Source organism: Limnobacter sp. SAORIC-580, assembly GCF_013004065.1.
Taxonomy (GTDB): domain Bacteria; phylum Pseudomonadota; class Gammaproteobacteria; order Burkholderiales; family Burkholderiaceae_B; genus Limnobacter; species Limnobacter profundi.
On the sequence record NZ_CP053084.1, the window covers coordinates 236,514 to 260,979 of the forward strand.

Annotated in this window: 20 protein-coding genes; 13 read left to right on the forward strand and 7 right to left on the reverse strand. The window is 53.9% G+C overall.

All coding sequences use genetic code 11. The features are described 5' to 3' along the window. Window positions 1-25 precede the first annotated feature (25 nt). The 11 genes from gshA to HKT17_RS01140 all read left to right on the forward strand — a co-directional run bounded on the left by gshA (window position 26) and on the right by HKT17_RS01140 (window position 14,109). A complete protein-coding gene (gshA, locus tag HKT17_RS01090; protein ID WP_171097212.1) occupies window positions 26-1,315 on the forward strand; it encodes a glutamate--cysteine ligase in 1,290 nt (429 codons plus the stop codon). Next, on the forward strand, window positions 1,312-2,274 hold the full coding sequence (gene gshB / locus HKT17_RS01095; RefSeq protein ID WP_171097214.1) for a glutathione synthase: 963 nt from the start codon (window positions 1,312-1,314) through the stop codon (window positions 2,272-2,274). Before gshA ends, gshB begins: the two co-directional genes overlap by 4 nt. Next, window positions 2,274-2,738 carry a PTS sugar transporter subunit IIA gene (locus HKT17_RS01100; protein WP_105027945.1) on the forward strand — a complete coding sequence of 155 codons (465 nt, stop codon included), beginning with the start codon at window positions 2,274-2,276 and terminating at the stop codon, window positions 2,736-2,738. The genes gshB and HKT17_RS01100 overlap by 1 nt, the downstream gene beginning before the upstream one ends. Continuing rightward, the gene (locus tag HKT17_RS01105) at window positions 2,707-2,976 is read left to right on the forward strand and encodes an HPr family phosphocarrier protein (RefSeq protein ID WP_105027946.1); all 270 of its coding nucleotides are present in this window, start codon (window positions 2,707-2,709) and stop codon (window positions 2,974-2,976) included. The genes HKT17_RS01100 and HKT17_RS01105 overlap by 32 nt, the downstream gene beginning before the upstream one ends. A 3-nt stretch (window positions 2,977-2,979) precedes the next feature. Continuing rightward, window positions 2,980-4,731: a phosphoenolpyruvate--protein phosphotransferase gene (gene ptsP, locus HKT17_RS01110; RefSeq protein ID WP_171097216.1), complete on the forward strand. Its 1,752-nt coding sequence runs from the start codon at window positions 2,980-2,982 to the stop codon at window positions 4,729-4,731. A 90-nt stretch (window positions 4,732-4,821) separates the two neighbouring features. Further along, on the forward strand, window positions 4,822-5,958 hold the full coding sequence (gene metX, locus HKT17_RS01115; RefSeq protein ID WP_240965874.1) for a homoserine O-succinyltransferase MetX: 1,137 nt from the start codon (window positions 4,822-4,824) through the stop codon (window positions 5,956-5,958). After that, window positions 5,955-6,596, forward strand: a complete 642-nt coding sequence (metW, locus tag HKT17_RS01120; RefSeq protein ID WP_105027949.1) for a methionine biosynthesis protein MetW — start codon at window positions 5,955-5,957, stop codon at window positions 6,594-6,596. Before metX ends, metW begins: the two co-directional genes overlap by 4 nt. A 9-nt stretch (window positions 6,597-6,605) precedes the next feature. Beyond that, the gene (locus tag HKT17_RS01125; RefSeq protein ID WP_105027950.1) at window positions 6,606-6,935 is read left to right on the forward strand and encodes a DUF4212 domain-containing protein; all 330 of its coding nucleotides are present in this window, start codon (window positions 6,606-6,608) and stop codon (window positions 6,933-6,935) included. Next, window positions 6,895-10,197: a fused isobutyryl-CoA mutase/GTPase IcmF gene (gene icmF / locus HKT17_RS01130; protein WP_171097218.1), complete on the forward strand. Its 3,303-nt coding sequence runs from the start codon at window positions 6,895-6,897 to the stop codon at window positions 10,195-10,197. The genes HKT17_RS01125 and icmF overlap by 41 nt, the downstream gene beginning before the upstream one ends. Before the next feature lie 691 nt (window positions 10,198-10,888). Beyond that, window positions 10,889-11,578 (forward strand): cupin domain-containing protein, encoded by a 690-nt coding sequence (locus HKT17_RS01135; RefSeq protein WP_335618834.1) that lies wholly within the window; start codon window positions 10,889-10,891, stop codon window positions 11,576-11,578. A gap of 101 nt (window positions 11,579-11,679) precedes the next feature. After that, window positions 11,680-14,109 (forward strand): PKD domain-containing protein, encoded by a 2,430-nt coding sequence (locus tag HKT17_RS01140; protein ID WP_171097220.1) that lies wholly within the window; start codon window positions 11,680-11,682, stop codon window positions 14,107-14,109. On the opposite strand, the gene HKT17_RS01145 is transcribed toward HKT17_RS01140, so the two are convergent. Continuing rightward, entirely contained in the window at window positions 14,106-14,765 is a 660-nt protein-coding gene (locus HKT17_RS01145) for a GNAT family N-acetyltransferase (RefSeq protein WP_105027954.1), read from the reverse strand. The genes HKT17_RS01140 and HKT17_RS01145 overlap by 4 nt on opposite strands. 45 nt (window positions 14,766-14,810) lie before the next feature. Here HKT17_RS01145 and lipB point away from each other — a divergent pair, with 45 nt between their 5' ends. Both lipB and lipA read left to right on the forward strand, forming a co-directional pair. Then, window positions 14,811-15,518: a lipoyl(octanoyl) transferase LipB gene (gene lipB / locus HKT17_RS01150; RefSeq protein ID WP_205882474.1), complete on the forward strand. Its 708-nt coding sequence runs from the start codon at window positions 14,811-14,813 to the stop codon at window positions 15,516-15,518. A 41-nt stretch (window positions 15,519-15,559) separates the two neighbouring features. After that, window positions 15,560-16,543 (forward strand): lipoyl synthase, encoded by a 984-nt coding sequence (gene lipA, locus HKT17_RS01155; RefSeq protein ID WP_171097225.1) that lies wholly within the window; start codon window positions 15,560-15,562, stop codon window positions 16,541-16,543. On the opposite strand, the gene HKT17_RS01160 is transcribed toward lipA, so the two are convergent. The 6 genes from HKT17_RS01160 to tssM form a co-directional block, all read right to left on the reverse strand. Then, window positions 16,470-16,868, reverse strand: coding sequence for a hypothetical protein (locus HKT17_RS01160; protein WP_171097227.1), 399 nt, complete (start codon window positions 16,866-16,868; stop codon window positions 16,470-16,472). The genes lipA and HKT17_RS01160 overlap by 74 nt on opposite strands. A gap of 188 nt (window positions 16,869-17,056) precedes the next feature. Next, the gene (locus HKT17_RS01165) at window positions 17,057-17,527 is read right to left on the reverse strand and encodes a DM13 domain-containing protein (protein ID WP_171097229.1); all 471 of its coding nucleotides are present in this window, start codon (window positions 17,525-17,527) and stop codon (window positions 17,057-17,059) included. A 77-nt stretch (window positions 17,528-17,604) separates the two neighbouring features. Then, window positions 17,605-18,612: a putative solute-binding protein gene (locus HKT17_RS01170; RefSeq protein WP_171097231.1), complete on the reverse strand. Its 1,008-nt coding sequence runs from the start codon at window positions 18,610-18,612 to the stop codon at window positions 17,605-17,607. 71 nt (window positions 18,613-18,683) lie between these two features. Next, a complete protein-coding gene (locus HKT17_RS01175; RefSeq protein WP_171097233.1) occupies window positions 18,684-20,357 on the reverse strand; it encodes a serine/threonine protein kinase in 1,674 nt (557 codons plus the stop codon). Next, a complete protein-coding gene (tagF, locus tag HKT17_RS01180; protein WP_171097235.1) occupies window positions 20,354-20,962 on the reverse strand; it encodes a type VI secretion system-associated protein TagF in 609 nt (202 codons plus the stop codon). Before tagF ends, HKT17_RS01175 begins: the two co-directional genes overlap by 4 nt. Further along, on the reverse strand, window positions 20,959-24,432 hold the full coding sequence (gene tssM / locus HKT17_RS01185; RefSeq protein WP_171097237.1) for a type VI secretion system membrane subunit TssM: 3,474 nt from the start codon (window positions 24,430-24,432) through the stop codon (window positions 20,959-20,961). Before tssM ends, tagF begins: the two co-directional genes overlap by 4 nt. Between the last annotated feature and the right edge of the window lie 34 nt (window positions 24,433-24,466).

The window sequence follows — 24,466 nt, forward strand, 5'->3', positions numbered from 1 at the left end:
GAAGTGTCTTACCCAGGGAATGTTGATGGTTCCACATCTTGTAACAGCTTTAACCGGTCCGCTGCTGGATCTTGAAAAACGAATGCTCGACAAAACCACCGAAATTGAGCGGTGGTTTCGCATGGCCTGGAACGAGAATACCCCTCCGTTCTACAGTTCTGTCGATGTGCGCAACGCAGGTTTCAAGCTCGCCCCTGTTGACACCAACCTGTTCCCTGGCGGTTTTAACAACCTGGCCCCCGACATGATGCCGCTGGCCATTCAGGCCGCCATGAGTGCGATTGAAAAAATTTGTCCCGAAGCACGCAGCATGGTGTTGGTGCCTGAGAACCACACACGCAATACTTTTTACCTCACGAATGTGGCCCGCTTGGCTGCCATTCTCAAGCAAACCGGTTTGGATATTCGGCTGGGTTCCGTGTCGCCTGACATTACCGAGCCCACTCGCTTCGATTTGCCCGATGGTCAGCACATTGTGCTTGAGCCACTCAGGCGCTATGGCAACCGTGTCGGTGTTGAGGGCTTAGAGCCTTGCGCTGTGTTGTTGAACAACGACCTGTCCGCTGGTGTGCCCCCAATTCTTCAAGGCATTAAAGACCAAATTGTGTTGCCACCGCTGCATGCCGGTTGGGCCACTCGTCGCAAGAGTGCCCACTTCAAGGCCTACGATTCTGTCGTGGAGGCATTTTCTGAAATGCTGGAAATTGATCCCTGGTTGATCAATCCCTATTTCACGCATCGAAACAAGCTGAATTTTCAGGAACGTGTGGGCGAAGAAGCCTTGGCAGAGGCTGTAGATGAAGTGTTGGCCAAGACACGTGTGAAGTATGCTGAGTACGGGATTGACGAGCAGCCTTACGTGGTTGTGAAGGCCGATGCTGGCACCTATGGCATGGGCATCATGACTGTGAAAGACGCCTCGGAAGTGGTGGGTTTGAACCGCAAGCAACGCAACAAAATGTCGGTGGTCAAAGAAGGTTTGCAAGTGTCTGATGTCATCATTCAAGAAGGTGTGCACACCTTTGAGAACATTGAGGACGCGGTGGCTGAGCCCGTGGTTTACATGATTGACCGTTATGTGGTGGGCGGTTTTTACCGTGTGCACACGGGCCGAGGTCGCGATGAAAACCTGAATGCACCTGGCATGCACTTCGTTCCATTGGCGTTTGAAACACCGTGCAACACACCCGATTGCAGTGATCGCCCCGATGCGGCCATGAACCGCTTTTACGCTTATGGTGTAATCGGCCGTTTGGCGGCACTTGCAGCCTCGCAAGAACTGGAGGCCACTGCCAGCGTGGAGTTGGCCGCATGAGCAGTAAAAGCTTTGTGTGCGTGATTGACCCACTCACCAGCCTGAATCCGAAAAAAGATTCCTCCATCGCCATGATGGAATCGGCCCAATCGCGTGGCTGGAAGGTGGGTGTGATCGAGGACGGGGGCTTGCACTGGTCCACTGGCGCAGGTGTGCGCGCGCAGGTGGTGTGGATTACAATTGATCGCGCAAATAAACCTTGGTACGCCGAGGTGGGGCGTGAAGAAATGGCATTGAAAGACCTTGATGCCGTCATCATGCGTAAAGACCCGCCGTTTGATGCCGAGTTTGTAACCGCCACCTGGTTGCTTGAGCAAGGCGAGCGCGAGGGTGCGCGCGTATTCAACAGCCCGCGCGCCATTCGCGATCACAACGAAAAATTCACCATTGCCCAGTTTGAACAGTTTGTGGTGCCAACCCTGGTTTCGCGCAATGCTGCCCAGCTTCGCGGTTTTCTGGAACAACACCCCGACGCCATTGCCAAACCCCTGGATGGCATGGGCGGCACCTCAATTTTTCGCATGAAAAAAGGCGATCAAAATGTGGGTGTGATATTGGAAACGCTGACCGACTATGGCCGAAAAACCGCCATGATTCAGCGCTATATTCCTGAAATTGTGGATGGCGACAAACGTGTGTTGCTCATCAATGGCGAGCCGGTGCCCTATTGCCTCGCACGTTTGCCCAAAGAGGGTGAGCACCGAGGCAACCTGGCGGCGGGCGGCACGGGCAGGGCGCAGCCCTTGAGTGAAAGCGATTGGCACATTGCCCGCACACTGGCCCCGGAATTGAAAAAGCGTGGGCTGTTGCTGGTGGGCCTGGACATTATTGGGCAGAACCTGACCGAGGTGAATGTGACAAGCCCCACCTGCTTCCGTGAGATCATGGATCAAACCGGTTTTCCCGTTGCGGATACTTTTGTGCAAGCGGTTGAAAACGCCTTGCAGAAGGGCAACTGATGCTTGGGCTGGTTCTGGTTACGCATGCCCCTTTGGGCGACGCCATTGCCCAATGTGTGAAACACGTCATGGGTTCTCTGCCAGATGGTCTGGCGGTCGTGGATGTACCCGGCGATGAAGACATTGAACAGTCGGTGCAACGCATTCAGACCGCTGCGCGGCAGGTGCATGCGGGCGAAGGCGTCGTGTTTCTCACCGACCTGTTTGGCGCAACTCCCTCCAATGCAGCTGTGCGTGCCGGTGTGGAATCGTTGAACCTGCCCACAGTGTTGGTCTCGGGCTGCAATTTGCCCATGGTGTTGCGCGCACTTGGTTTTCGGGATTTGCCCATCAACGAAGTGGCCGAACGTTTGGTCATGGGTGGCCGAAACGGTATCGTAAGCACTGGTGCCACAGCGCCACAACGTCAAACCTTTAACCCGGCGAAAAACGATGATTCAGCAAGAAATCACCATCAGCAATAAATTGGGCCTGCACGCGCGTGCCTCGGTCAAGTTGACCCAAACAGCCAGCCGCTTTCAGTCCGAGGTGTGGATCGGCAAAGCGGGCCGCCGCGTGAATGCGAAAAGCATCATGGGTGTCATGATGCTGGCCGCGGGCAAAGGGCACAACGTGGTGCTGGAGGCAGAAGGCAGTGACGAGGCTGAGGCCATTGCCGCACTAGTGGCCCTCATTGATGACAAATTTGGCGAAGGCGAGTAAACCATGACCCTGGCCTTGCATGGCATCGCAGTTTCACGAGGCATTGCAGTTAGCCGCGCCCTGGTGTGGGACACGGCCATGCGGGATATTCCCCGCAATCGCATCGATAAAAAATCGGTTCGTTTCGAGAAAAAAAGATTCGACAATGCCATCAAGCGCGTGGCCGATGAACTGGTTGAAATTCGCAGTCAAATTGCCGCTGACTCCCCTGCCGAGTTCGATGCCTTTCTGAACCTGCACAGCCTGATCCTTGCCGACCCCATTTTGTCGGAAGAACCCAAAAACCTGATTCAAAGCAAGCTGATCAATGCCGAATGGGCCTTGATTGAGCAAATGGAAGTGTTGCTGGAGCAGTTCTCCGCGATTGAAGACGACTACTTCCGCGAGCGCAATAGCGACGTGCGCCAGGTGGTTGAGCGGGTTTTGAAATCGCTGCGAGGGCATGCAACGGCTTTGCCCCTGCCGCCAGAAGGCGAGAATGAGGACCCCTGGCTGATTGTTGCGCACGATATTTCGCCCGCCGACATGGTGCAACTGAAAGGTCGCCGTGTGGGCGCTTTCGTGACTGAAATGGGTGGTGCAACCTCCCACACTGCCATTGTGGCGCGCAGCCTGGGCATACCCGCTGTGGTGGGCGTGCCGCGTGCGCTCGAGTTTGTACACAACGGCGACCTGGTGGTGGTCGATGGCAAGGTTGGTGCTGTATTCCTCGACCCCGCTACCATGGTGGTCGAAGAATACCAGCGCAAGCAGGCCATTCTGGCTTTGTCGCGCCAGCGCCTGAAACGACTGATTACCACGGAGGCACGCACCCAGTGTGGTCGCCGGGTTGAACTGCTGGCCAACATTGAATTGCCTGAAGACGTGAAAGGTGTGGTCGATGCCGGAGCCGATGGTGTGGGCCTGTTCCGTTCCGAATTCCTGTTCATGAACCGCAAGGAATGGCCATCAGAAGATGAACAGTACGAAGCCTACCGCAAGGTGATCAAGGCCATGAAAGGCAAGCCGGTCACGGTTCGCACGCTTGATCTGGGTGCGGATAAAACCCTGCAATTCGATGGTGCCAACAGCAGTGCCCCCCCGGTGTCCAGCACCTCGGCGCTGGGTTTGCGTTCCATTCGTTTCAGCCTGTCCGAGCCTGCAATATTCCTCACCCAAATTCGCGCCTTGTTGCGGGCTGCCAAGCATGGACCTGTGAAAATTCTGTTGCCCATGCTCACCAACATTCGTGAAACCAGGCAGGCCTTGGCTTACATCGACATGGCGCGTGAGCAATTGCTCGAACGGCGCTTTCAGGCCAATCAGGCCGTGCCCATTGGCGGCATGATCGAAGTGCCTGCGGCCGCGCTAAGCCTGCCACATTTTTTGAGTTACCTCGATTATGTGTCGATCGGCACCAACGACTTGATCCAGTACACCCTGGCTGTTGACCGGGTTGATCACCAAGTGGCTCACCTGTACGATCCCCTCCACCCGGCGGTGTTAAGGCTGGTGTACGAGGTCATCTCCAGTGCCGAAAAAGCAGGCGTGCCCGTGAGCGTGTGTGGTGAAATGGCAGGTGACATTCGCTTGACCCGCTTGTTGCTGGGTATGGGTCTTACCCAGTATTCGATGCATCCGTCACAACTACTCGATGTCAAAGAGTTGCTCTTGAAAACCGACTTTGAGGCCACGCAAAAACTGGTCAAAAAGGTGACTCGAACATTTGACATCGATAAAATTGACGCCCTGATGCGCCAATTGCACGAAGACTGATCCCGCAACCGGGACGCCTTCAATGCCGGTTTGCGATTTATACTCAAAGGCTTGCGAAAACCAACAATCCAACCTAAGAAACACCGTATTGTGTCTGCCAACCAGTCCGTGGGCTTCGTAAAGCCCGAGCTTATTGAATTCACCGCACCGCTTTTGCTGGAGTGCGGAAAGTCCCTGCCCAGCTATTCGCTGATGGTGGAAACCTATGGCATGCTGAATGCCGAGAAAAGCAATGCCGTGTTGGTGTGCCACGCATTGAATGCCTCTCACCATGTGGCGGGTCTGTACGAAGGGCAAGACAAGAGTGAGGGCTGGTGGGACAACATGGTGGGTCCCGGCAAGCCGCTTGACACCAATCGGTTTTTTGTAATCGGCGTGAATAATTTGGGTTCGTGCTTTGGCTCTACCGGCCCAAGCAGCACCAACCCGGAAACTGGCAAACCCTACGGCGCTGACTTTCCGTTTGTTACAGTTCAAGACTGGGTGAATGCGCAGGTTCGCCTGGCTGATTATTTCGGCATCGAAAAATTTGCCGCAGTCATGGGCGGCAGTTTGGGCGGCATGCAAGCCCTGCAATGGAGCCTCAGTTACCCAGACCGCGTGGGGCACTGCATGGTAGTTGCCTCTACACCCAAGTTAAGCGCACAGAACATTGCCTTCAATGAAGTGGCACGCCAGGCCATCGTGACCGACCCCGATTTTCATGGTGGCAATTACTACGAGCATGGCGTGGTACCCAAACGCGGTTTGCGCCTGGCCCGAATGATTGGTCACATCACTTACTTGAGCGGTGACGACATGGCCGAAAAGTTTGGCCGCACCCTGCGCAACGGCGATTACAACTACGGTCTTGAAGTGGACTTTCAGGTAGAAAGTTACCTGCGCTACCAGGGCGACAAGTTTGCAGATTACTTCGATGCCAATACCTACTTGCTGATTACCAAAGCGCTGGACTATTTCGACCCCGCACGCCACACGGGTGGCGATTTGGCCAAGGCCCTGGAAGCGGCCAAAGCCAAGTTTCTGCTGGTCAGTTTTACCACTGACTGGCGATTTGCACCCGAGCGAACCCGCGAAATTGTGGAGGCCCTCATGGCCAACCAGCGCGATGTCACTTACGCGGAAATTGACGCCCCACACGGTCACGATGCATTTCTGCTCACTGATGAGCGCTACCACAACGTGGTGCGTGGCTACTTTGAGCGCATTGCCAAGGAGCTTGCATGAAAACCCTGCACGCCGTTCGCCAAGATGTACAACCCCTGCCCATTGTGGTGCCGCGGGCCGATCTCGATTTGATCGAAAGCTGGGTGCCCATGGGGGCACGCGTGCTCGATTTGGGCTGTGGTGATGGTTCGTTTTTGGCCCGTTTGATGAAAACCCGCAAGGCCACAGGCTATGGCGTTGAAATTGACGACAGCAATGTGCAGCGCAGTGTGGCCAATGGCATCAACGTGATACAGCAAGACCTTGAAAAAGGCCTGGCCATGTTCGAGGACCATGCCTTTGATGTGGTGATTTTGTCGCAAACCCTGCAAGCCATGCACAACACCGAGCGAATTTTGAAAGAGATCGCCCGGGTGGGCAAAGAAGGCATTGTCAGCTTCCCAAATTTTGGTCATTGGTACCATGTATGGTCGATTGCATTGGGCCGCATGCCAGTGTCCAAACAAATGCCTTATCAGTGGTACAACACACCGAACATTCACCTGTGCACCCCCAAAGATTTCGAGGCGCTGGTTGCTCAAATCGGACATAAAGTACTGGGCAAACAACTTTTTTTAAATGGCGAACCCGTTGAATTGTTGGGCAATTTGCGCAGCACTTTGGCGGTCTATCGCTTCAAGCCCCAGTTTGCAAATTAGGCCAACACCATGAAAACCCAGCAACCCACCCCACTTGAAAACGAGTATTGGCGGCAGGTTAAAAGAATTACCTGGCGCTTGCTGGCGGTGTGGATTGCCCTGATTCTCAGCGTGGTGTTGTTTATTCCCCAGCTTGGCATCACAGTTTATGGGGTGCCTTTGACCTATTGGGTCATCTCCAGCGTTCTGCTTTTGAGTTTTTTGGGATTGGTTGCGTGCTACGCATGGCGCATGGATAGGTTAGAATTGAAATTCAAACGAGCGGTGGAAAACAACCGCAACCATCCAGGAGACACGAATGAAAAGCAGCACCGGCGAGGTGGGAAAACCCCTCACTGACACCAAAGGCACGCCTCTGCGTTTTGTAACTGGTTCGTCCCTGTTCGACGGACACGACGCCGCGATCAACATGATTCGCCGCCTGTTGCAAAGCCAAGGTGCTGAAGTCATTCACCTTGGGCACAACCGCTCCGTGCAGGAATTGGTAGACGCCGCCATTCAGGAAGATGCGGATGGCCTGGCCGTGAGTTCCTATCAGGGCGGGCACAACGAATTTTTCAAATACATGGTGGACGAGCTGAGGGCCAACAACGCCGGTCACATTCAAGTGTTTGGTGGCGGTGGCGGTGTCATTTTGCCTTCTGAAATTGAAGCCCTTCAGGCCTATGGCGTAAACCGAATTTACAGCCCGCAAGATGGTCAGAAAATGGGTCTGGAAGGCATGATCGGCGACATGATTGCCCGTGCAGCACAAGTGCGCGATGCCCGCAAAAAGATTGACACAGCTTGCTCACCGGAAAGCATCAAGGCTTTGGCCAACAACTGGCCCCTGCTAACCCAACTGATTACCCGCCTTGAGCGTGACGAAGTGCCTGCTGCCGATTTGGAAGTGATTCGCGAGCAAGCCAAAGCCAGCAAAACCCCAGTGTTGGGCATTACCGGTACGGGCGGTGCGGGTAAATCCAGCCTGACTGATGAATTGATTCGCCGCCTGCGCATGGACCATGGCGACGACCTGACCATTGGCGTGGTGTGCGTAGACCCTTCCCGCCGTAAAACCGGCGGTGCCTTGCTGGGCGACCGCATTCGAATGAATGCCATTGGCCCTTGGGCTGGCAATGGCCCCAAAGTGTTCATGCGCTCGTTGGCCACACGCGATTCCGCACAAGAAGTGCCCGCTACCCTGCCAGATATTATTGCCTTGTGTCGCGCTACGGGTTTTGATGTGGTGCTGATTGAAACCCCGGGCATTGGTCAGGGTGACGCTGCAATTGTGCCGCATGTGGATTTCAGCCTGTATGTAATGACACCGGAATATGGTGCAGCCAGCCAGCTTGAAAAAATTGACATGCTGGATTTTGCGGACTTTGTCGCGGTGAACAAATTTGACCGCAAAGGCGCACTGGATGCGCTACGCGATGTGTGCAAACAGGTGCAGCGCAACCGCATGGCCTTTACCAGCATGCCCGACACCATGCCCGTGTACGGCACGCTGGCCAGCCGGTTTAACGATGATGGTGTCAGCGCCCTGTATAAAGCATTGCGCGCAGCCCTGCCCATTGCCAAGCCTTCCAAAGGCTTGTTCAATTCAATCGACACCAAACATTCCACCACCCTGAAAGCCGTAGTGCCTTCCGAGCGCGTGCGATATTTGGCTGAAATCGCACAGGCTGTACGCAGTTACAAGGCGCAAGTACAAAAAGACGTGGCTGCAGTGTACGACCTGGAATGCATGCAACGCGCCCAGGCCCTGTTGCTTGAACACAAGCCTGACAAAACCAAGGCCGTGGAAGCGCTGGACGATATTGTTGAGTTGACGAACACTCGAATCAGCATGGCTGCGCAAAAGGCCATGAAAGACTATTCAAAGCTGACTGAGGGTTACCAAGGCGACACGCTGACCTATGAAGTGCGCGGCAAGGCCCTGCAAGCACCGTTGACCGTGACTTCGCTCAGTGGCCTGAAAATCAATCGCGTCAGTCTGCCCAAGTTCACCAGTCGGGCCGACCTGCTGAAATTCGTGATGCTGGAAAACCTGCCGGGTTATTTTCCCTTTACCGCAGGCGTATTCCCGGTGAAGCGCGAAGGTGAAGACCCCACCCGCATGTTTGCCGGTGAAGGCGACCCGGCCCGCACCAACCGCCGCTTCAAAATGTTGAGCAGTGCAAGCGATGCCAAGCGATTGTCGACTGCATTTGATTCAGTCACCTTGTATGGTTTCGACCCCGACCTGCGCCCCGACATTTACGGCAAGGTGGGCACCAGTGGCGTGAGTGTGGCCACGCTAGACGACATGAAAGTGTTGTACAGCGGCTTTGATTTGTGCGCTCCAAGCACCAGCGTGTCCATGACCATCAACGGCCCGGCACCCAGTATTTTGGCCATGTTCCTGAACACTGCCATTGATCAGCAGGTGGATTTGTTCACAGCCAAAAACAAGCGCGCACCGAATGCCGATGAATATGCAAACATCAAGGCCAGCACTTTGAAGGCAGTGCGCGGCACCGTGCAAGCCGACATTCTGAAAGAAGACCAAGGCCAGAACACTTGTATTTTCTCGACTGAATTCAGCCTGCGCGTGATGGGCGACATTCAGCAATACTTCATCGACCACGAAGTGCGTAACTTCTACAGCGTGTCGATCAGCGGTTATCACATTGCCGAGGCCGGGGCCAACCCGATTTCACAACTGGCCTTTACGCTTTCGAACGGCTTCACATTCGTGGAAGCCTATTTGGCGCGTGGCATGAAGATCGACGACTTTGCGCCCAACCTCAGCTTCTTCTTCAGCAATGGCATGGACCCCGAATACACCGTATTGGGCCGCGTGGCCCGCCGCATTTGGGCCATTGCCATGCGTGACCGTTACGGCGCTGCCGACCGCAGTCAGAAGCTGAAATACCACATTCAAACCAGTGGCCGCAGTTTGCACGCACAGGAAATCGCGTTCAACGACATACGCACCACCTTGCAAGCCCTGATTGCCGTATACGACAACTGCAATAGCCTTCACACCAACGCCTATGACGAGGCAGTGACCACGCCGACCGAGGAAAGCGTACGCCGTGCCATGGCCATTCAGTTGATCATCAACAAGGAATGGGGCTTGGCGAAAAACGAAAATTCAAGTCAGGGTGCGTTCATCATTGAAGAATTGACCGAACTTGTGGAAGAAGCCGTGCTGGCTGAACTGGATCGCATCAGCGAACGCGGCGGCGTGTTGGGTGCTATGGAAACAGGCTACCAGCGCAGCAAAATCCAGGAAGAGTCGATGCACTATGAAATTCAGAAGCACGACGGCACCTTGCCAATTGTGGGTGTGAATACATTCACCAACCCCAATGACAACGCCGATTCCTTGAACTCGCTTGAACTGGCCCGCGCAACGGAGGAGGAAAAGTTGAGCCAGCTGGATCGCCTTGCCGAGTTTCAGCAAAGGCATGCGGCAGAAAGTGGCCCCATGCTGGAGCGTTTGAAGCAAACTGCCATGGACGGTGGCAACGTGTTCGAGGTGCTGGTGGATGCTGTTCGGGTGTGTTCACTTGGGCAGATTACGCAGGCGCTGTTTGAGGTGGGTGGGAAGTACCGCAGGTCAATGTGAGCAGCTACTGGTGTCTGTTGCCAACTCGGCGTGGGTTACTCGTGCTCCACAGGGCCGGTGAGTTTGGAGCCAAACTTGAATGGTCACCGCTGCCCGAAAACTTGGCATTTCGGCTTGTCGGCTTGATCCTGCACTAAGCCAAGCCCTCCAAAAGTAACGGTCGGGTCTTGGCTTTCGCGCCAAGGCGCGATCGTTAGTCTCGGCGCGCCAAGCCGGCAAGTTTTCTGACTGGTCATCGTGCGACCCATTGCAAGTTCAGCTCCCAGCTCTCCAGTGCCGCGCCTCTCCACCTCCGAGCGACTCATGGCTGTGTTCAGAGGCCAATCGACACCGGCGAATCTGTACCACTTCGCAGTTCACGTATGGACATGCTGCCCAATCGGCGGCGGTGTTTCGATCGCCTCGCCTTCAAGAAAACCTGCCCTTGCGTGCCGAGCAGGGCCGGTGTTGCCCAGCATGGGCGACAGAGAACGGACCCGACCCGAAGTTTAGGAGGGTCGTTCTCAGGCATCGCAAGGCTCAGCAAGGGAGAAACAGGTTTTCTGGCGAGAGATCGGAATTCAAGCCGATTGGGCGATTAAGAAGCTACTAGAGATCGGAACCCAAGCCGAGTGGGCGATTAAAAAGCTGCGAGACAGCTGAACCCAAGCTGATTGAGCTAGACAAAACGGCTTTCGAGCTTTGCGTTAAAATGAGACTATCGCAGTATTCACCAAGCAGCACCATGAAACTCAATGCCGATCTTTCCCAACGCGCGGTCGTCAACAGCAACAACGTCGACTGGGTTGCCTCACCAGCCCCTGGTGTATGGCGCAAACCACTGGAACGCGATGGCGATGAAGTGGCGCGTTTAACTTCGATTGTTCGTTACGACGCAGGCTGTTCATTTCCTGAACATGAGCATGGCGGTGGCGAAGAGTTCTTCGTGCTGGAAGGTACTTTTGAAGATGAGTTTGGCGTTTATCCCAAGGGTACATATGTCAAAAATCCTGTCGGAACCAAACATTCTCCACGCTCCAATAACGGTTGTATTCTTTGGGTAAAGTTGCGTCACATGCACCCAGACGACCAGCAGTCTGTGGTCATCAACACAGTGGAAGGGCCGTGGGAAAACACCCTGTTCCCGGGTGTTCAAATTTGTAGGCTGGATCGTTTTCTAACGACGGATACTTTCCTGTTAAAGTGGTCTCCCGGCGCAACCTATGCCTTTCATCGGCACAGCGGTGGCGAGGAAATATTTGTGTTGGAGGGTACCTTGCAAGACGAACTCGGTGTTTATCCAGCGGGGACCTGGACGCGCAATCCAGACGGAAGTTTTCACAAACCATTTAGTCCGGATGGTTGTTTGATATTGGCGAAAATCGGCCATTTGCCGACCTAGGTGTTTGTGTGTCAAATTAGTGACTTGTCTCTTAGTAGGTTTCACCTCATCTTAAGCACCGGCAGCTTGGTAACAGTACCAAACCCAATTGGACTGTCGCCATGTTGTACACCACCCGAATCCTTCTCCCTGCGCTTCTTGTTTCACTGCTGGCTGCATGCGGTGGCAATGACAACACCACCCCTCCCACACGGGTAGAGGGTCAGGAAACCTCTCCCACGCTAAGCGCCGGAAGCAATCAGCAAGCCGCAGAGCGAAGCACCATTGAGCTGCGCGCCACGGTGCAAAACACGGATCAGAATTCTGTGGTGGCTTATGCCTGGTTTCCTGCCAGTGAAGAAACCGTGTTCTTTGGTGATGCGGGTCGGTCGGATGAATCTGTTTTGAATCTGCAACTGCCCCAGGTCAACAACGACACCTCTGTTGAGTTTGTGGTGCAAGCCCAGCTTTCCAGCGGCACTGTGCTTGAGGACCGTGTTCAGGTCACCATTCAAAACACCTTCGACAACGCCTTGCCCGTGGTCAATACCAATGCGCTGCCTATTCAAGCCGATAACCGGCTAATGGCCAGCGCCTGTGATTCCACCGATTCCGATGGCACCATTCAAACTTACCAATGGCGCAATGAAACCCTGAATATTCAATACGAAGAAACAAGCTGCAACTTGAATGTGCAACTGCCCAATTCGCCTGAATCTCAAACTTACACCTTGCGGGCCATTGCAATTGACAACGAGGCGGGCTTGGGCTTCAAACTGTTCAATGTCACCACCCCCCAGCGCCCAGCCAACACTGCACCGGTGATTCAAAACGCCAGTGCATTGCCTGAACCCGTGCGTCCCGGTGAAACTTTGAACTTGCAAGTCAACGCCAGTGATGCCGATGGTGACACCCTGTTTTATCGCTGGACACAAACCGATGGTGCGATGCTGGAAATAAGCAATGCAGACAAAGCCATGGCCCAGGTGCAAATTCCACCTGACCTGGCCAATCAAACCTTAAGCTTCCGCATTGAAGTGTCAGACCGAGCCAATTTCCAAACCTCGGTCAGCCAACGCAGCGTGGATGCCAGCGTGCGCAGCAACACCAGCAATAACGCAGGTCTTCTGGAGTGCCTGCAAGACCCCACGCGCGTGGGTTGTCCCCTGGCCGGTTTGTTGACTGCGCCTCCCCTCGGTGCTCAACAACCGAGCAGTGCGCAGTTTTCAGCTGGGCAGTGCACTCCCTTTTATGGCGGTGGTGTGAATGGGCAAGGCTACTCCCACTTGTTGGGTGCCATGCACGAGCACACCGCTTACTCGGATGGGCAGGCCAACACCGATCCGCTTCAGGTGTACCAGCAAACCCGAGAGCGCGGCATGGACTTTGTCATGTCCTCAGATCATTCCGACAATCTGGCTATTCCCCTGGCCTTGCCTGACACCGACAATTGCACTGACAACCCCTTGTCTTGCCTGATTTCCGATCCTGACAACTTGCCCAACAGCCTCACCAAGTGGCGCAGTACCTTGAACCAGGCCAATCAGGTGACTGGCGAGTCGCCTGGCCTGTTCACCGCCATGCGAGGTTTTGAATGGACATCTGACCGTTTTGGGCATGCCAATGTGTACTTGAGTAAACACAATATCAACGCCAAGCTTGGCCCGGGCTATTTGGTGTCGATGGATTTGTTCTGGCAGTGGTTTGTGTTGTCGCCGCAATTGGGTGGCGGTGGAGATGGCCTCATGATATTCAATCACCCTGGCCGTGAAGATGCGCTGCATGGTGCCTTGTTGCAAATTGGTGAGGGCGTGGGCCAGGCCACACGCATGGCTGGCGCGCTGAATGCATTGAATGTGTTTCAGCAAGGCGACCCGGCTTACGCCTTTAACGACTTCAAATACGTGGCACCTGCCGACTACCGCGTGGTGGGCCTGGAGGTGTTTGGCAAAGGCGATGAATACGACACCGATGGCAAGTTTGGCTCGTGGTATGGCCACGCACTGGACAAGGGTTGGTACTTGGGGCCAGCCGGTTCGGAAGACCACCATGCCACAGACTGGGGCGGTAGCAGTTTGCCCAAGACAGTCGCAATTACACGCGCCAACAACCAGGCTGACATTCGCGAAGCTTTCCTGGCTCGTCGCTTTTACACTGTGGCTCAAAATGAAAATGCCTTGCGCATGACCTTTGAAGCCGTTCAAGCCTCCACGCGAGGCCAGCAACGCCTGCCCATGGGCTCGCGCATTGGTACACAGGACAACACCGTTCAATTTGAAGTCAGCGTTCGCAGCACGCAAGCCATGGACCCTTTGCAAGGCATGTCGTTTGAACTGTTCAGCTCACAGTCAGGTCCGGGCACCAACGAGGCGCAGCGCTACCTGCCCCTGCAAACCCAGACCGGGAAAAACGGACGCTTCACGGTAAGCCCAGCCGATGGAAAGAATTGGTATTTCGTGCGCGTAAAACGGGGCGATCGAATTGTGGCGGTGAGTGCACCGATCTGGATATTCAAAGGAAGCGAGCCGCTGCCAGAATGTGCAGCGCTTTAAAACTCCTCAGCCCACTTTCGAAACTGGTTGAGCGAACCCTTGAACAAATGGTCAATGTCGGCCAAATGTTCATCAACAAATTCCCGCACCATTGAACTGGTGCTGGCAGGCTCTACGCGCAGGTGGGCCTCGCACTGGCCGTCTGCAGTGCTCACCCGCATGTTCAGTTTGTGGGCAATGCGCAGCATGGCTTCGTTGTCCATCAGGGTGTAAATAAACAGCATTTCAATGCCTTCGTTGCGTGCCCTGCGCAAAGCCCTTTGAAACAGCAGCGTACCCAGGCCATGCCCCCGCATATTGGCGTCCAGCGACAAACCCAATTCCGCACCCTTTGGGGCTGTGCTGTCTTTGGGCTGGTTCAGTTCAGCCAAATGCACCACGCCCAGCAGTACTTCATCACGCCCGAAAATGCCAAACACGGAGTCGCGCTCAAAATCAATGCTGGCGGTGTATTTCGCAATTGCGGCATCTCCCAGCGCATAACTAAAGCGCAAACGGCGATCCGTTTCATTCAGGGCCAGCAAGTGTGCAAGAATTAAAGGGCGGTGTGAATCATCCAGTTCCACAATCGGAACTTTGGACAGGCCCAGAATGGACGCGGCCCTGCGCCCCAAGACGCTGGGAATATCAAACCATTCAATGGGCTCTGACGACATGATGAACTCGACTGCGAAATTGTGAAAAATCGGAAATATGCCTACATGATCCACCAACAAGAAAGCAAGCCGCAACCCAATACCCTGCAAGTTGGAGTACCACTTCAAATTCGCGAATTGGGTTTGGTGGACTATTTGCCCACCTGGGAAGCCATGCGAAATTTCACAGATGCCCGTTCAGAACAGCTCAACGGCCCAATGAGCGACGAGATCTGGATTTGTGAACACCCCCCTGTGTTCACTTTGGGCCTTGCTGGCGACCCGGCGCATATGTTGCAACGCAGCAACATACCCTTGGTGAATACCGACCGTGGGGGGCAAATCACCTACCACGGCCCTGGCCAAATTGTTATTTATCCGCTTTTGGACCTTCGCCGCTTTGGTTTGAAGGTGCGAGAGTACGTTCAATTGCTTGAGCAAAGCATAATTGACGCCTTGGTGCAGGTGGGTGTGGCGGATGCCCAACGCAAACCAAACGCCCCTGGCGTGTACACCCAGCACCATGGCAGCCTCGCCAAAATTGCCGCCCTGGGCATCAAGATCCGCAAGGGGTGTAGCTATCACGGCCTGTCGCTGAATGTGGCCATGGATTTAAAGCCATTTCAGCAAATAAACCCCTGTGGTTACGCTGGTTTGGAAACAGTGGACTTGGCCACGATTGGTGTTAAAATTTCACAAGCTGAGATGCAAATGCATCTGATGAAATACCTGATTCAACACCTTGAAGCCGCGCGATCCGCGGTGGCAAAGTAAACACATGGCCCCAATCACCCAAAGGCCAGGGAGCAAAAAACGTGTCCGAGATCAATGAAAAGTCCGCTGTGGCCAAAGAACTGAGCGCAGTCAGCGATCCGACCGTCAAGCAAAAAGCAGCCGCGAAAACCGCTCGAATTCCCATCAAGATTGTGCCCTTCGAGCAGTTGAAAAAACCCAGCTGGATCCGCGTGAAGGCTGGCTCGCCGTCGACCCGTTTCTATGAAATCAAGGAAATTCTGCGCGAGCACAAACTGCACACCGTGTGCGAAGAGGCTTCTTGCCCCAACATTGGTGAGTGCTTTGGCAAAGGCACCGCCACCTTCATGATCATGGGCGACAAGTGCACCCGCCGTTGCCCCTTCTGCGATGTGGGCCATGGCCGCCCCGATCCGCTCGATGAAAACGAACCCCTGAATTTGGCAAAAACCATTGCCGCCTTGCGTTTGAACTACGTGGTCATTACCAGCGTAGACCGCGATGATCTGCGTGATGGTGGCGCCGGCCATTTTGTGGCCTGTATTGAAAAAACCCGTGAATTGTCGCCCAACACCAAAATCGAAATTCTGGTGCCCGACTTCCGGGGTCGCCTGGACCGTGCGCTGGGAATTTTGAATGCCGCCCCGCCCGATGTAATGAACCACAACCTGGAAACCACCGAGCGCCTGTACAAAGAAGCCCGCCCTGGTTCAGATTACAAACACTCGCTGAAGCTGCTGCAAGAATTCAAAAAAGCGCACCCCGACACGCCCACCAAAAGCGGCATCATGGTGGGCTTGGGCGAAACCGATGAAGAAATTTTGCAAGTGATGCGCGACATGCGCGAGCACCAGGTGGACATGATCACGATTGGCCAATACCTGGCACCCTCAGGCCACCACTTGCCCGTGCGCCGCTATGTGCACCCCGATGTATTCAAAATGTTTGAAGAGAAAGCCTACGAAATGGGCTTCACGCACGCAGCCGTTGGGGCAATGGTTCGCAGTTCATACCATGCGGATGAACAGGCGCACGGTTTGGTGTAACAAAACGCTCACCGTGCCTGCGTTTTAGAATTCGCTTCAATTCAATTCGGTGAATATCGGCTTGCACCCGTTTCAGGTGCCGAATAAATGCATAGCGGGCCAGCGTGCCCAGGGCAAAGGCACCACCCACGGCATACATAGTGAATATCAAAAGGTACAGAAAAATTTCTGTGCCTTCTATGGCGTGCAGTACAGTACTCAAAATGTAAATTGAGTCCAGAAAAACTATAGTCATCAAACCCAAAGTAATCGACACACTGATTTGTTTGGCTTGTCGCTTGGCCAGTAACAGGGCTTCCAGCTTGTCAATTTCGACCTCACTCACCGTACACCCCACCACATTGAATCTTGCCAATTCCCGTGCCTCGTTGCGCGGACACGCATTGTCCGGCGCGCTTCAATTTCAGTCCATAGAGGGTTTGCTGCGATGCATCAGTAAAAGCACCAAGAACGTGACTATCTGAGCATATTTGTCACGTAAACGGTGTACCCATTCAGCTGCTTTTTGTTCAGTTAATTGCGAAACTGCCCGGCACTGATAAATTCTCCGAAGCGTTCACACCACACAACAGCCGCGCTGTATTGTTGCAAGTCGGTGTTGGGCGGAAGGTCGAGAATGAATCCGCCAAAGGTTTTTACCGACCCCACTTGCAGGGACTGGCTTTTGATCTCCAAAAAGCCCGCCTCGTCTTCCACAAATTTTGGCACCAGGTACAAGTAATAATCGGGCCCAGGTGAAAGCTCGCCCTCGAACACAGCCTGGCTGGCCGACAAGGTCAAACGGCCTTCTCCCCAATGCAAAAAGTCGCTGCCTTTCAAGTCGCGTTTGAATTCTGTCGAGAACAGCGCTCCGCTTTGCGATGCGGTAATGGCCTCGGCGCCCGGGCTTTCAGGTTCTACAAGAATGGGCAGCAAATAAATGCCCAAGGCAACACCAACAATCAGCGCGCCGGCATGGGTAATCAACAGGAGAATTTTTTTCATGGTGCTTCAAGCCCTCAGGGAGTGAACTTGTCAATTCGCTCCCTGGGCTCAAAACGTTTCACATGCAGATGAATAATTTACAGTTCACGCTTGTCGGCGCACTCGCCCAAGCTTGCGTCTAGCCGGCAACGAATACGCTTCAAAATTTTCATCATCTCGGGATCGTAGAAGCCGTCTGCGGTCATTTGAATTCGGGATTCACGCATCAGCACATCGTACTTTTCGCGATCACCGGCAGGAATATCCAGCCATGCAGCAGCGGGCACGGCTTTCTCAGACGTATCGACCAAAGCAATGGCGCGTTCAAATTGTTGCTGAATCCAAACCCGCGACTTTTGCCCAAAGCCCTCGGGAAATTTGTCTTTGCGGATCAAAATATTCGCGGTTAGCTGCACCAAGGGAAAGCGGTAAATACCACCCTTGCTGCCAATGCCTTTGTACAATTCAAGCGGCTGGTAAGCAATGGCCGGTGCAGCAATAATGTCCACCTGCCCGTTGTTGAATTTTGTGCCAAAGTTGATCACCTCGCTGGCCACGGGTTGCGCGCCCAACTGTTGCACCATTTTGGCTTGCGATTTGTCGTAGTCCAGCACCGCAATTTTTTTGCCCGCCGCTTTTTCAACTGAATTAATGGCCCTGTCGTTCACCATCACATAGGCGGCACCAATGGGCAAAATACCCGCCACTTCAAACAGGCCCGAGGTCATTTTGTCATTCAGCTTTGGGCTGCTCATCAGGTCAATTACCGTGCGCAGGTGCTTGTAGGTGGGCACAGCGCCAATGGAGTCGATGCTGCCCACAAACTTGTTGAACTGCCTGCCACGCAAAGTAGAAATGGCTGCCGCATCGCATTTGCCGGTTTTGAAATCTTCGGCGGCAAGGCGTTCGTCGACATACGCTTCCAGTTCAATATTGGCACCCCAGCCCTTGGCTGCCACTGCATAATCGCGCGCTTGCGCAAAAGCGGGCCCACTGCGCCCTGCAATGTCGAAAATACACATTTTGATGGTGGAGGCTTGGGCTTGTGCTGGGAAAGCGAGGCTGGCGCCCAGCAATACGAGTGCTGCAGCTTTGGTGGTGTTCATGTCGTCTCCGGTAATTTTGGGCTTTTTTTGTAATGTTTCAGCCCTTGAGGAAATTTCATTCTACAGAAGAATTAATCCACTTCATGCACTGAGAACCAGGCTGCTGCCAGTCTGTCAGTGCAACTGGTGTTGGCGCAGGGGCTGATTCCCTCTAGCGCTTGAACCAGTGGGCCGCTGTGCGGCGGGTCCGCAGGAATCAAGCCGAATCCGTAGTGGTCCTGAAAGTTCAGGTGCCCGTAGTCTCTTGGCTGTTCTGTCACCACCACCAGGAACTGGTTTTCTCCGGCAGGGCCTGCGGCTTGAATGGGTTCATTGGCTGGAGGCAACGGCATAGGCTTGTTGGCTTCAATGGCCAAGGCTGGTACGCGAACATTTGGCAACAACTGAATCAGAGAGTTGTCACTGGCACGAACATACACCGCCACAAAACCCGAAACAGGGGACTCAAGCTGAAAGCGCAACAGATCTTTACCAATTTTCAGTGTTGTTTGCTCCATTTGAATAGTGAGCGCACTGTCAGCTTTGTCAATCACGGCTTGAAATGATGGGTCCAAATTGTTGGTCAGCGCCGGGCCGATTTGTATGGTGTCTGATGAAGGTACCGTTGCTTGAACAACAGCAGTCTTTGTGGTGTCAGCGTTTTCCTCCAAGGGCGGAGCATTTAGATCAAAAATGAATACTGCAAGCAGCGCGGTAAAGGCAATCGCAGCTGCAATCACGCTGCCTCCACGCTTCATCGACTTCGTTGAATGAAGTCGTTTGGGTGGTGCTTCCGGTTGGGGGTGGGCTGCCTGATCATACAGGCTCAGAATGTCTTGTGTTTCGGTTTGCAAAGCCTGCCGAAACAGCGACATGCTGGCGGTGCGGTCTTGTGGCTGCACTGCCAGTGCATCGTCAATGGCCTTTTTTACATGCGGGCTGTAGGGCAATTCCGGTCGTTCATGCAAGGGCAGGTAGCTGTCATTCACCAGTCGCCCGACTGAAGAAGGCGGTGTTTTTCCGGTCATCAAGAAGTGAGCAACCGCTGCCAGTGCGTACACATCTGTCCAGGCACCTTGGGTCATGGAAGGCACTTCGGCATACTGCTCAATCGGTGCGTAACTCGCTTTGAGAATCACGGTGAATGGTTGCGACACGCTGCCAATGGCTCGGCGCGCTGCACCAAAGTCCAGCAAGATGGGCAGGTCAGTGTTGTCTTGAATAATAATGTTCTCTGGCGAAATATCCCGGTGATAGCACTGCTGCGAATGCATTACCTCCAGTGCCTCGGTCAATACAAGCAGCCAATTCACCAGTTGTTCCTGCGCCAGCGGGGCAGCGTGGTTTTCGGCATACTGTTTCAGGTTCATGCCTTGGTACAGTGGCATCACCATGTAAGCCGTTCCGGCCATTTCCCAAAACCGGTACACCTTCACCAGCGCAGCATGGTCAAATTGTGCCAGCAGGCGAGCTTCATTGATAAAACTTCGCATGCCAGCATCAAAGGTGCTTTTATGGCGTGCCTCACGCACTTTCACAGCGCCACCCGGAATGCGTTGGGCCAATGAAGCCGGCAAATACTCTTTCAAGGCCACTTGTCGTTCAAGCATTGGATCAAGTGCTTTGTACACAATCCCGAATCCACCCACGCCAATCACATCCTGAATCTCAAATCCTTCAATCCGTGTGCCAACAGGCAGCGGTTGCTGGCCTGAATCATTGGGTATCACAGGCGCAGCCTGAATAACGGTGTTCTCGTTCATCATGGTGCGGTGCCAAGTCCAAGCAAGGTATTGAAATCGTGGCTTGCAAGCAAGCCGTCGCATTGAAGTACTGCCTTGATTGCACCGCCGTAGTCAATTTCGAACCAATGGCTTTGTGCGTCTCCGACCTGAATGGAATCTTTGCTTGCCGACTCATCCATACATAGCGCAAGAGATTCTGACTTCAATTCAAACTTGTTCAGGCACCAGTCCTCGTTCAAGGCATCCGCGCACAAAGTGTGGGCTTGTTGAAACCACAGTGCGAGTGATTCAAAAGCAAGTTTATCCAGGCTGCATGAAGGCAGTTCTTGAAGCAAAACAAATGGAAATGCCCGCCCGGCTTTGTCGACCGAGGGCATCAAGACGCCGATCGCCGCATTGTTGTGAAACTCGGGTGTCACTCGTGAGCCCCACACAAATCCGTGTACAGGCATTTGGAAATACGCGTTTGTCCACGCGCTTCCGTGTACCGCCTGGCCTTCTTGCATGGTGCTGCTCAGCCAAAGGTCAAGTGTTTCAAGTAGCCCGGCAGGCATGTTGTGGCTGCAAAAATCGCCCACACAGGGCAGTTTGCCAAACCAGCAAAGTTTTTCAGCATGGGTGTTCATAAATTGCCTGGGCAGCGGAATTGTTTTAGCTCGGTGAGCCGCAGCGGGTTGAAGGCAGAATTGGCCAGTACTTCAAACTCAAATTGTTTTCCATCCAGATTGAAAGTCGCCCTGAATTTCTCTGGTCGTTCTGTGTTCTGAATTTGAGCTGCATCGAAAAGACGGAACAGCGCCCAAGGTCCGTTGTATGTTTTGTAGTTTCCCTCTGAGGCCCGAACACGCAATGTGGTTGAAGGCGATTGCCCGCCCCATTGAATTCGGTGCGTGGGCTGAAACTGTTTCGAGAACATTTTCAAGTCGCCATTTGTTTCAAGGTAAAACACATCACCGGGGTTGCTGGCGTTGATCAAACGCATTTCTACATCGAAGCTTGCAGTCGGTTTGCTGCCTTGAAAAAATACGTCGCGAATACGCGCTGCGCGCTGAAACTGCACCAGAGAAGGATTGGCCTGTGGTGCAGAACCGTCACTCAAGGGTTTCAGCGTCCAGTTCGCGCCACCTGTGTCGACCACGCTCGCCAAGCGGCTTGAAAAGAACTGATCCATCAGGCCACCGGGCCCAAAGAACCGGGCGAAGTCGTCTGTCAACACATCCAGACCTGAGCCGGGGTGAATTGGATAACGGTTTGTCACGGTCCGTCTGCATACCTCTTGCAGTGGGCGCAGGTCTGCTGTCAAATTCGCCCGTTCTGCGGCACGCCCTTGAGCGCTGCCTTGCCCCGCCAATTGACCAACAATCGCACGCACGGGCTCAGGCAGCACGCCAGCACCCACCAGCAGCGAGTCCATCGCAGAAGCAGGTGGGGGTGGAACCTTGCTTTTCTTTGCGCTGGAAACAGCTGCCAATTGTGCATACAAATCGTTCAACAAGGTTGCCACCTGGGCGTAGGCAGGCGGGTTGCCCTCAAACAGATTGTTGATGTCGCTGAAGTGGTCGTCCACTTGCTGTTCGAGCGGAACCTCGAAGTCGACAGGTTTGAAGTCTGACCCAGCCAGTAGGGCCACATTGGGTGACAGCGCCTGATTGGCTTTTTGGTTGGCAAGTGCTTCGGTTTTTTCGCCAGCCTTGCTCATGGCAGAAGCCAGTCGAGTATGTGTTGAAACTCCCTCGAGAAACTTTTTCAGGGGTGATTGCGGCGAGGCCAGTACGCGGGCCAAATCGACGGCCTGGTCAAATTGTGCAGGTTTTAGAATTTGTACATCTTTCAGGTAGGTGTCCCAGGTGCGAATATAGTCCCGAACATAAAGCTGACGGGCCTGTTGGAGCAAAGCTGTGGAATTCAGCTCACTGGCCCGGTTGCCTGTGGAAGTGTCCCCCATCACCCAGCTTGATTCCTGACGCAGGCGGTCCGCTTCAACGGGCAATTTCGCCAGAAAATAGCTGACATAGCCTTGGCGCGTATACAGGGCGTCCACCCCCTGGTTCAGTGATTGCCCACTGGGTCGATTGAAAATTCCAGCGGCACTGATACCAACAGTTTTGATCAAATTGAAATCTGCACCCGGTTGCGGCGTGAAGAACCGCTGCATGCGTTTGTACAAGCGTTCATCCAGCGCCTGGGTACCGATGATTTGGCGAGCGGTATCGATCAGCTCTTGATCTTTGGGTGGAAGGCGATTGGGTGCTCCCAGGTGAATTGCTGCCTCCAGGTGTAAACCAGCCGAATCCCGCAGTTCGGGCTCATAAGCCACAAAAACATTTTGCTGCCAGTCATACACCACCCAAGTCGACAAGGCTTCTGCATCATAGTGCTTGGGTGTGTGAATCATCACATAGGCTTTCAGAGATTCATATGCCAGTTCCATGTCCTGATTCAAGGCATTCCGCAACCGGTCTTCAAGGCGCTTGGCCACCCGGGGTATTAGCGCATTCGCCAGGGAATTCCGATAGGCAATTTGTTCGGCCTGTTGAAGCTTTTCATCCTGATTCAGGCCCAAGGTGTGGTTCACTGCGTCGGGGTTGGCCTGGGCTACCGCGCGCAAATCATTCAGCGCCTTGAACAATTCCTGCAGCGGTGCCTGTGCTTCTGTTGGCAAGTTGGCGGTTTGCGCAGCCAGTGCAGTGCTCCGTTCTAGTGTCTGTGCTATGGCTTCACTGTTGTTGCCGTAGCTAATCCACCACCCCAAAGACAACAATGAAAACCCAATCACTGCCACTGCGATCGTACTGAAATAAACCAACTGCTCGAGAAGGGCTTTCTTTTTCACATAGGCAGCCAGGTGCTGTTCTGCAAACACCACTTGCGACAACACATCACGAATGAAAAAACTTTTGCCGGGACCTTTGGCCGTTGTGCCTTCAGCTGGATTGTTGGCCATCGCTGATGCAATTCGATCGAACACATTGCCGTCTTGTGTGCCGCTGGTTAAATAAACACCGCGCAGTGTCACCTGTTTTTCAAAAGGACTGTCCGACGAAAAGGCCATGCTCAGCAGGCCTTCGATGGCGGGCTTCAATTGGGCCACAGCCAAGGGAAACTCAAACAGCTTTGTACATTTGTAGGCTTGTTCTTCCCGTTCCAGTCGAGCGTTTAACTGAGCGCTCAGTTTCTCCACCATCTGGCCCAGAGCCCGTGGCAAATCCGCGCTTAGCGTGGTGCTCAGTGTGTTGGGATGCTCGAAGTTCACGCCCCATGCCTTTGCGCGTTCCGTTTCACTCAGGCGGCCAAAGGTTTCCTTGAAACCACAGAGCAAATCCAGCTTGGTTACCAGCACGTAAACCGGCGGGCACATGCCCAGGGTGCGAATCATCTCCTGCAAACGCAAGGCAATTTTTGCAGCGGTTTCCTTTCGCTTTGCTTCAACGTCCAGTAACTCTTGAATACTCAAGGTCAGAAGCACACCATTGACTGGCTGCTTCGGTCTGTGTTTTTTCAGCAGACCCAAAAAAGAATTCCAGCCCGCAGCATCGGTGTTCTGATCGGAATCTTGCGTGGTGAAACGGCCTGCTGTGTCTATCAACACCGCTTTGTCTGTAAACCACCAGTCGCAGTTTCGCGTGCCGCCCACACCCTTGACGGATTCCTTGCCCAAGGGGTCTTGCAATGGAAAACGAAGCCCGGCGTTTTTCAGTGCCGTGGTTTTTCCACTGCCGGGTGGGCCCACAATCACATACCATGGCAACTCGTACAAGCCGGGTTTGCTAAGGTACCAAGCCTTGCGGGATTGATGCTGCCTCAGCGTTTCCACGGCCCGCTTGAATATGTCATGCAGCTTGGCGGCTTGCATCTGAGATTGCTCATCCTGACGAGTCAGCCCTGCTTTCAATGCATGTTCAGCTTTGTGAACTTTCCACCATCGCCAGGCCAGGGGGCCAAATACCAGTGCGAAAATCAGCACGCTTAGTGTGCTTCGAATCCAGATGCCGGCAAAAGGCTGCGAATCGCCAATAGAAACAATTGGACCCACAAGCCAAATCAAGGCCAGAAAACCAATGAATGCCAATAGGCTGAGTACAAATTTCAAAAGCATGTTGAATACCTGGTGATGTGGAGTTCGAGATTCA